The sequence below is a fragment of the Christensenella sp. genome (assembly GCF_034927525.1).
GTDB lineage: Bacteria > Bacillota > Clostridia > Christensenellales > Christensenellaceae > Christensenella.
On sequence record NZ_JAYFPU010000373.1, the window covers coordinates 1 to 7,141 of the forward strand.

The following is a 7,141-nucleotide window of genomic DNA, read 5'->3' on the forward strand; positions in this document are numbered from 1 at the left end:
GCCGGTATGCTGCTCGATGAACTCCACATACTTCCTCGCCTCCTCCGGCAGGTCTTCATACCTGCGGATATGCGAGAGGTCGGACGTCCATCCGTCGAACTCCTTATAAACCGGCTTTGCTTTTGCAAGCGTCTGCAGCGACGCCGGATAAGTATTTACTATTTTACCATCAATGTCATACCCAGTGCAAATGAAAACTTTCTTAAATCCACCGAGCGTATCCATGCGCGACAGCGCAAACCCGGTGATACCGCTTGTTTTCGCCGCAAAATCAACGATTACAAGATCAAGCCATCCGCAGCGGCGCGGCCGTCCCGTCACCGTTCCGAATTCATTGCCCTTTTTGCGGATCTCTTCTCCCGTCGCGTCGTGCAGCTCCGTTACAAACGGCCCTTCGCCCACGCGCGTCGTATACGCCTTAACAACGCCGATCACTTCCGTCAGGACCTGCGGCCCCACACCCGCGCCCGATCCTACGCCGCCCGTATTGGGGTGCGAGGATGTAACATAAGGGTACGTCCCGAAGTCGATGTCGAGAAGCATACCCTGCGCGCCTTCAAACAACAGCGTTTTGCCCGCGTCGTAGTATTCGTGCAGCAGCGATACGCTGTCGCACACAAACGGCCTGAAATATTTGGCGAGCACACGGCATTCTTCCAAAATTTCTTCGTAGTGCAAAGGCTCACCGCCATAAACCTTGGTGATGACCTCGTTTTTATCTTCCACACATTTTTTCAGCTTTTCCGGGAATGTTTCCTCATCCATCAAGTCGCACACCCGAAGGCCTACGCGCCCCGTCTTGTCCATATAGCACGGCCCGATCCCGTTGCCTGTGGTACCGATCTTGAACTCCCCCAGCTTCTTTTCGTTCAGCTCGTCAAGCACCCTGTGGTAGGGCATGATCAGGTGCGCCCTGTCGCTGATGTATAAATTGTCCACCGAAACACCGCGTTCCTCAAGATATTCGATCTCCGCTTTGAGCGCCTTTGGGTCTACTACCACGCCGTTTGCGATCACGCATGGCTTTCCCTTGGAAAGGATGCCCGACGGGATGAGGCGCAGCTTGTACGTCACGCCGTCTGCTACAACAGTATGCCCCGCGTTGTTGCCCCCTTGATAGCGCACCACCATGTCCGCCTTGGAAGCGAGATAATCAACAAATCTTCCTTTTCCCTCGTCGCCCCACTGAGCGCCGAAAACTACGATACCGGCCATTTCAGATCACTCCTGTCTGTTTCAAAATTTATTGGCAGCGCCTGCACGCCATACCTTTCCTAAAAACAAAAATACCGCCGGGAACATAACGCCCCTTTGCGATATCCTATCTCAGTTTAACAAAAAAAGCGTATGTCCGTCAACTTTTTTTCGATTACACGGCTTTTTTCTGTCATGTTCTGTTTCACGGTTGCATTTTCCCCCCATAAATAATATGATATCAATAGAATAAAACACACAGCATGCCGCGCTCATACCAAACAGCATTTATCATATCGATTTACGCGGCAGATGAAAGGGGCTTCCATGAAAAAAAATATCTCTTTGCTTTGCCTGGTTCTGGTTGCTTGCACTCTGCTCATGGCGTGCGCCGCACCCGTTACGTTCCAGACGTCCGGCGCGCAGTACGAGATTCTGCAAATGAAAACCGAGGAACAGGCGCTCACGTTGACCGCTTCCGGCGGCAATACCTTGTTTGTGATGACGCTGGGCGTAGACGATAAAAAGCTTGACGATGCACAAAACGCATTCTTCAGCCCTGAGGGTACAAAAGCCTCCGTATCCGACGGCTCGGGAAGCTATGAATGCAAGCAAATGGCGTTTGAAACCAACGGCAGCAAAACGCAGGCCGTACTTGTATTCGAAGTGCCCGCCGCCTTTACACAGGTCAAGGATTTCACGCTGAGTGGCAACGGCTTCGGCCCTGTCAACCTGCAAAAATAAATATCCTGATAAACAAAGAGCCGCGGTTTCCGCGGCTCTTTTATGTTCCATCCATGCCGTCACATATGAAAGCGCTTTTGCATCTCCGCCTTAAAATACCGCAGGGCAAAACGCAGCAGCCCCAGTATCGTGATCCCGCTGGCGAAGGTAGAAAGTATCATCAGGAAAAAGCCCTGCTTCACGCCTGACAAATGCAGAATCAACGGGATAAATCCCAGTGCCACAAACAAGATCGCATACACCATATTGCCGCGCCAGTGTGATTTGTGGTTATACGAATAAATATCGATATACGCGATGCCAAGCGACAAAATAAGCGGCATCATGTATTGATAAGACCATCCACTTCTGCTGCCTACAAAATCAAACGCCATAAACATAGCAATAAGCGTGACCATCTGCAAAAGCACTTTCGCGCCCGCAAACCAATCAGAAAGGATCGTGCCCTTCACAAGCACCCAGGCATAAAGCGTAGGCGCAGCCACGGCTAAAAACCACGGCGTACCGTTCCATGTAAAAATATTGATCGCCACACACAGCGTGATCACCACAAACGTTGCCAGCAGCAAATAATCCATCACCAGGCTGTGATGATCGACATATTTTTTACGCGAAATAGGCGGATATAATTCATTTTCAGCAGGCTTTGCGGTCAATTGCTTGCCGCACAGCGGACAGTGTTCAAAACAGTCGTCCACATAAACGCAGCATTCGTCGCAGAAGTTCATTTTGTGTTCCATCCGTTGCCCCTCACTTCCACGTCCATATTGAGCTCCTTCGAAAAATGCTCAAAAAAGCTGCGGGTGATGCCCGTCTCGCGGATCCCGCGTGCCAAAGTGAACACCATCTTATCCTGATACGAGACCACAACGCAATTCATGGGGTTCATTTCGCTCACCCCCAGCGCATAATATACCTGCTTAATGTGCGAACGCATTGTTTTTGGAAACTGCGCCGTGCGCAGGTTGGAGAGCACGACCGTGTACGCGCCTTCCCCGTACGATTTATAGCTGTTAGAAACCACGATGTTTTTCATAAACAACGGCGTCATCCGGATAAAAGGATTCTGCTCGTATTTCACATTTTTATTGATATTGGCGGATATCCGCTCCTTTGTCAGTCCCTCTTTTAATTGTCGCGAAATTTCCGTAAGGATCATATCAAAATCAAGCTCGCCTTCTACCGACATCCCTACATTGGCGAACGAAACAAAATTCCGCAGCGTGTGCGAAGGAAACATGCTGCGAAGATCCATCGGTACGGAAACAATGATCGGCTGTTTGACCTTTCGCTGGATCAGCAGCTGCTCTTTTGCGATGCAGTATAAAAGCAGTGCGGCAATATAGGCCGAAACAGTTACGCCCTTTGTCTTGACGTGCGCAAGCAATTGCTTCAGATCGACGATGCCGTGCGTCAAAAAAATGCCGTTTTCATCGTTGCGCGTCCCTAAGATATGGTACGCCTTCGGCTGCTTTAGCTTATTGAACTCGCCCTCTGCGTCATAATAGGTGTTGAAGCTGTTTTCCACCTCATCCGCATTGACTTTTCCATCCGCATCGAGCACCATGCCTTCCGCGTCCATGTCATAGCCGCACAGCTTAAAATATTCGTAGAGCAGCGTTTTTAAAAACTCGATCGCGCCCGCCCCATCCGAAAGCCCGTGGAAGCATTCCATGATCACGTTCTTTTTATAATACGTCACGTTGAACAAGAATCCATTGTTGATAAAATCCTTTAAGCGTTTGCACGGAAAACCCGTTTCTTCCTTGACGATAGGCAGCGCGTCGTTTGGCTCCAGATAATACCAGAACATGCCCCGCCGAAGCGTCACGGCGAACGAAGGAAACCGCGGCATGATCTTCACCAGCGCTTCCTGCAGTTTATCACGGTCGACCTGCTCGTCCAGTTCCAACATCAGCCGGAACGTCGTATTGTTATGTGTTTGCGAGATGGACGGATATATCTTCGCCGCCGTATCCAGCTGGTACCAGTCCCTCTCCCCGGGTATGTTGTTCATGCCGTCTCTTTTCTTATGATTACATAAAGGGGGCTTTTGCCCCCCTTTTGTTTCCCGTCAATCTATGTTTATTACCGCCCGTCGCCGTGGCCGTTTACAAACCGCTCGGGTTTTGCCTTGCAAAAACTCGCTCTTGTAAGCGCCGACACGACTCCGCCGGATAAAACATATCCCTTATTTCGTGCCGAACAAGCGGTCGCCCGCGTCTCCTAAGCCCGGTACGATGTACGCGTGGTCGTTAAGCCCTTCGTCCACCGCGGCGACATAGACGTCCACGTCCGGATGCGCTTTTCTTACCGCTTCGATGCCCTCCGGCGAAGCAATGATGTTCACCAGCTTGATGTTGTTGCAGCCGCGCTTTTTGATCAGCGTGATCGCGTCAGCCGCGCTGCCGCCCGTTGCGAGCATCGGGTCTAAGACAAGCAGCTCGCGCTCCTGTGCGTCGATGGGCAGCTTGCAATAATACTCCACAGGCTGGAACGTTTCCGGATCGCGGTAAAGCCCGATGTGCCCTACCTTCGCGCCGGGGATCAGGTTCAGGACGCCCTCGACCATACCAAGACCTGCGCGCAGTATGGGTACGATACCGACCATCTTCCCTGCGATCACCTTTGTTTTCGCCAATGTGATGGGCGTTTCCACTTCCACTTCCTTAAGCGGCATGTCCCTTGTCACTTCATATACCATCAGCATGGCAATTTCCTTGACCAGTTCCCTGAATTCTTTTGTCCCCGTGTTTTTGTCGCGGATCATCGACACCTTATGCTGCAGCAAAGGATGATCCAGTATGTGCGCTGTCGCCATCTTCGTTCCTCCCCGTTCTTCGTTTTTTATATGGTACGCAATCTTATTTACAGTATTTCTTTTCGATCTCCGTGATCTTATCGATGCGCCTCTGGTGCCGTTCGTCGCCCGAAAAAGGCGTGTTCAAAAAGATATCGACAATATCGACAGCCAGCCCCGGGCCTAACGTGCGTGCGCCCATCGCAAGGATGTTCGAATTGTTGTGCTCGCGCGTCGCGTGCGCCGTAAACGTGTCCGCTACCGCGGCACAACGGATGCCCGGCACCTTGTTTGCCGAAACGGAAATCCCGATGCCCGTCCCGCAGATCAAGATACCCAATTCCGCCTTTTTGTCCTTCACACACTCCGCGACCGCAAGGGCATACGTCGGATAGTCCACCGACTTTTCGTCATTTGTGCCAAAATCAATGACTTCATGCCCGTTTTTCTTAAGATAGTCCAGTACCTCTTTTTTGAGTAAAAAACCGCCGTGGTCACATCCAAACGCAATCTTCATTCTGATATGCTCCTTTTTTTGAAAAAATATAAAACTTACAAAAAAATTATACAACATGCCGTCCGCAAATTCCACCCTATGCGCCACATTTGTATATAAAAAAGGCATTGTCCCAAAGACATTGCCTTTTCAAAAACAAGATTATTGCTCTTTTTCCATCCGGCTGACAAGCATTTCGACCGCTTCTTTTAACTGCGCCGCGCTCTGCCGGTATTCTTCCATTCCTTCGTCAAATGGATCCATAAGATCGCAGGAGTTGTCAGTCGGCTCCCCGTCTATACCCTTTGCATATCCGAGCAGCGTATGCACCTTGTTTACTTCCTCGGGTGCGATCACTTCGATATGCTCCATCTGTTCCTTGCTCATTGCAAGGATGATGTCCGCCCACTGCGCCATCTCAGGCGTAAAAGGCTCCGCTACATGGCGTTTTAGCTCAAGTCCCATTTCTTCCAAAACGCGAACCGCTTCTTCTGTTGCTTCCGCTCCTTCGCAGGCAAATGTACCAGCCGACTTCGTCTTTACATCGCCATGAAGGATGCTACTTCGGTCTACCGCATCGTCCATCAGTGTTTCTGCAATCGGGCTTCTGCATGTATTACCCGTACAAACAAACAATACATTCATGATTTTAAACTTTTTCCTCCTTGACGGAAATGATCTCGTGTCCCGCCGCTCTGATTATTCTGTTCATCACCGCAAGACCCATCTTTTCTTCCTGCGCGTGAAAAAGCACTGCTTCAAAATTTTGATCGTCCATCTCGCGTAATACACGAAACAACGCCGCCTCCGCGCCGTGCGCGTCTTTTCCCAAAAATACGATATATTTGATATCCGGATACAGCTCCGCACAATCGTCAAGACACAATACCGCTGTTTTTTTGCCCTGTGTCCTACCATTATGATACATGGTGTTTACGGTTTTCGCAACCTCTTTTTTATCCCCTGTCAGCACGGTGACCTTTGCTTCCGGCGAATAATGTTTGTATTTCATGCCTGGAGAAGCACATACTTCCCCTGCCTCCACTTCTCCCATAATGCTCGGATGCACGCGCACATCCCCCGCGACCTGCGCGATCATTTCAGGTGTGATGTCGCCCGGCCGTAAAACCAGGGGGACTTCCCCCGTCATGTCTACCACGGTAGATTCCACGCCCACCCTGCACGGCCCGCCGTCGATAATGAGCGGCACGCGCCCACACAAATCCTCGTATGCGTGCATAGCAAGCGTCGGGCTCGGCTTGCCGGATGTATTTGCGCTGGGCGCCGCAACGGGTACCCCCGCAAGCGCGATGATGCCCCGCGCGATATCATTGTCAGGCATACGCACCGCGACCGTCTCAAGCCCCGCGCTCACCTCAGGAGGGATCACATCCGTTTTTTTCATAACAATAGAAAGCGGCCCCGGCCAAAACGCATCCATCAGCGCGCACGCCATGTCGTTTACTTCCGTCACAAGGCCGTCAAGCTGTCCCTGCTCCGCAATATGTACGATCAGCGGATTGTCCTGCGGCCGTCCCTTGGCAAAAAAAATATTTTTTACCGCCTCAGGCGAAAGAGCGTTTGCCCCAAGACCATACACTGTCTCCGTCGGGAATACGACCAAACCGCCTTTTTTCAGCTCATCCGCGCCATCGCGTATCGCCCCGTCAAAATCTTTATTTGCAAACACTGTGCGCGTCGCACACTTCATCATACCAGCACCACCAATACAAACCCAAACAATACTCCCGCAGCAATGGATATCCACGTCGCCGCGCTCTTATGCATACTGATCGCCTCGGGGATCAGTTCCCTAAGCGTCAAATAGAGCATCGCGCCGCCGCCAAACGATACGCTGCCCGCGAAAAACATCGGCGAGAGGTCTCCAAGCGCCGCGCCGATCGCCG

At 51.2% G+C, this 7,141-nt stretch carries 8 protein-coding genes and 1 pseudogene; 1 reads left to right on the forward strand and 8 read right to left on the reverse strand.

Going from position 1 to position 7,141, the window contains the following annotated elements:
- The coding region (locus VB081_RS14700; RefSeq protein ID WP_323401519.1) for an adenylosuccinate synthase at positions 1-1,215 on the reverse strand (1,215 nt) is incomplete at its 3' end.
- A 306-nt stretch (positions 1,216-1,521) separates the two neighbouring features.
- Here VB081_RS14700 and VB081_RS14705 point away from each other — a divergent pair.
- Positions 1,522-1,938, forward strand: a complete 417-nt coding sequence (locus VB081_RS14705) for a hypothetical protein (RefSeq protein WP_323401520.1) — start codon at positions 1,522-1,524, stop codon at positions 1,936-1,938.
- Positions 1,939-1,997: 59 nt separating this feature from the next.
- Here VB081_RS14705 and VB081_RS14710 read toward each other — a convergent pair whose 3' ends face one another.
- From VB081_RS14710 to VB081_RS14740, 7 genes and pseudogenes are all read right to left on the reverse strand, one after another.
- Entirely contained in the window at positions 1,998-2,678 is a 681-nt protein-coding gene (locus tag VB081_RS14710) for a DUF6320 domain-containing protein (protein ID WP_323401521.1), read from the reverse strand.
- On the reverse strand, positions 2,663-3,955 hold the full coding sequence (locus VB081_RS14715) for a hypothetical protein (RefSeq protein ID WP_323401522.1): 1,293 nt from the start codon (positions 3,953-3,955) through the stop codon (positions 2,663-2,665). Before VB081_RS14715 ends, VB081_RS14710 begins: the two co-directional genes overlap by 16 nt.
- A 174-nt stretch (positions 3,956-4,129) precedes the next feature.
- Positions 4,130-4,759 (reverse strand): uracil phosphoribosyltransferase, encoded by a 630-nt coding sequence (gene upp, locus VB081_RS14720; RefSeq protein ID WP_323401523.1) that lies wholly within the window; start codon positions 4,757-4,759, stop codon positions 4,130-4,132.
- Between the two features lie 43 nt (positions 4,760-4,802).
- Positions 4,803-5,255: a ribose 5-phosphate isomerase B gene (rpiB, locus tag VB081_RS14725; protein ID WP_323401524.1), complete on the reverse strand. Its 453-nt coding sequence runs from the start codon at positions 5,253-5,255 to the stop codon at positions 4,803-4,805.
- A gap of 141 nt (positions 5,256-5,396) precedes the next feature.
- Positions 5,397-5,879, reverse strand: coding sequence for an arsenate reductase/protein-tyrosine-phosphatase family protein (locus tag VB081_RS14730; protein WP_323401525.1), 483 nt, complete (start codon positions 5,877-5,879; stop codon positions 5,397-5,399).
- 4 nt (positions 5,880-5,883) lie between these two features.
- Positions 5,884-6,948, reverse strand: coding sequence for an L-threonylcarbamoyladenylate synthase (locus VB081_RS14735; RefSeq protein ID WP_323401526.1), 1,065 nt, complete (start codon positions 6,946-6,948; stop codon positions 5,884-5,886).
- Positions 6,945-7,141 (reverse strand): annotated as a pseudogene (locus tag VB081_RS14740) (ZIP family metal transporter); the annotation flags it as partial. The pseudogene VB081_RS14740 and the gene VB081_RS14735, both read right to left, overlap by 4 nt.

What these genes read in the sequence shown, in the direction of transcription:
- VB081_RS14730 (WP_323401525.1), bottom strand. Translation starts at nt 5,879, where the DNA reads ATGAATGTATTGTTTGTTTGTACGGGTAATACATGCAGAAGCCCGATT.
- VB081_RS14715 (WP_323401522.1), bottom strand. Translation starts at nt 3,955, where the DNA reads ATGAACAACATACCCGGGGAGAGGGACTGGTACCAGCTGGATACGGCG.
- VB081_RS14710 (WP_323401521.1), bottom strand. Translation starts at nt 2,678, where the DNA reads ATGGAACACAAAATGAACTTCTGCGACGAATGCTGCGTTTATGTGGAC.
- VB081_RS14735 (WP_323401526.1), bottom strand. Translation starts at nt 6,948, where the DNA reads ATGATGAAGTGTGCGACGCGCACAGTGTTTGCAAATAAAGATTTTGAC.
- VB081_RS14705 (WP_323401520.1), top strand. Translation starts at nt 1,522, where the DNA reads ATGAAAAAAAATATCTCTTTGCTTTGCCTGGTTCTGGTTGCTTGCACT.
- rpiB (WP_323401524.1), bottom strand. Translation starts at nt 5,255, where the DNA reads ATGAAGATTGCGTTTGGATGTGACCACGGCGGTTTTTTACTCAAAAAA.
- upp (WP_323401523.1), bottom strand. Translation starts at nt 4,759, where the DNA reads ATGGCGACAGCGCACATACTGGATCATCCTTTGCTGCAGCATAAGGTG.